2 protein-coding genes are annotated in these 932 nt (G+C 51.5%); one reads left to right on the top strand and one right to left on the bottom strand.

The window, feature by feature from the left end; translation table 11 throughout:
- The coding region (locus QN370_RS20550; RefSeq protein WP_323581826.1) for a hypothetical protein at positions 1 to 234 on the bottom strand (234 nt) is incomplete at its 3' end.
- Positions 235 to 553: 319 nt separating this feature from the next.
- On the opposite strand from QN370_RS20550, the gene QN370_RS20545 reads away from it, so the two are divergent.
- Entirely contained in the window at positions 554 to 892 is a 339-nt protein-coding gene (locus QN370_RS20545; RefSeq protein ID WP_322128776.1) for a hypothetical protein, read from the top strand.
- Positions 893 to 932: the final 40 nt, after the last annotated feature.

Here is a 932-nt window from a genome sequence, read left to right as displayed (position 1 = left end):
TGTCGCCCTCCGTCTTTGAACGGAAAATGGCAGAAATACTTCCATTGGGGTGTCCGAAATAACTTGACCACTACAGTCTGCATATTTGTAGGCGCTGTCAAGAACACCCCCACCTTTGTCTTCACAACCAACAGGGCCAGTAGGTATTTCACGCGCAATAAATGATTCTGGTGCAGCCCATGTGTATGGCACAGTGAAGGAAAATAAAACGACAAGAGTCAATAAACGTCGCATGTTTTCTAACGATTAGCGTTTATCAGCCGCAAGGCCAAACGTGAGGAAACCAAGAGCACCTCCTGCGGATAAACCATGTTGGACTGAACTGCCGCACATACAGTGGCGACAAGCGTTGGCGTAGCGGATTAGTACCTTTGCCCAAACTGCATCCGTAAATTATGACCTGACTTTGGCGGCACCAAGACAAATCATCGCGGGGAACTGCTTCATTGCCGATTATTACGGCACACAAACTACAACTCCAGTGAGCCGCGCTGATGCGTGTGCTGTATGCGGCGCAGCCCCAGCATCGTCGTAGCTGTTTGCTTGAACTGCCATGCGATCGCCACTGTTGCATCATGGTGGAGCGGCAGAATCAGCAACCTCCGCACGGAGATTGGATGGCGAGCGCTACGAATCCGCAACCAGGGTCAGAGTAATTTTCGCGATAAAGCCGCGAAAAAAAACTCTGACCCTGGTTGCTGCCGGTGGGGGTTTGCGACCGCAGGAAAAAACAAACCGGAGCAGCCACGTTGAGTTGATGTTGATGTTGATGTTGATGTTGATGTTGATGTTGATGTTGAAGTTGAAGTGGCAGTTGACGTTGACCTACCCCGCATTGAAGCAGCTGCCAAAAGTCGGAGTCAGGCAGGGGATCAGAAGGGCGCATGTCTGAGCGAAGCGAGTTTGCGACCTTCCCCCTGACTGGCTCCGGC

The organism is Actimicrobium sp. CCI2.3 (assembly GCF_035019065.1).
Classification (GTDB): Bacteria; Pseudomonadota; Gammaproteobacteria; order Burkholderiales; family Burkholderiaceae_D; genus Actimicrobium.
Note: the sequence above shows the minus strand (reverse complement) of the source record. Positions and strands in the feature narration are given on the sequence as shown.

Bases quoted from the DNA above. Each gene is read 5' to 3' on its own strand.
- QN370_RS20545 (WP_322128776.1), top strand. From the start codon at position 554: ATGCGATCGCCACTGTTGCATCATGGTGGAGCGGCAGAATCAGCAACC.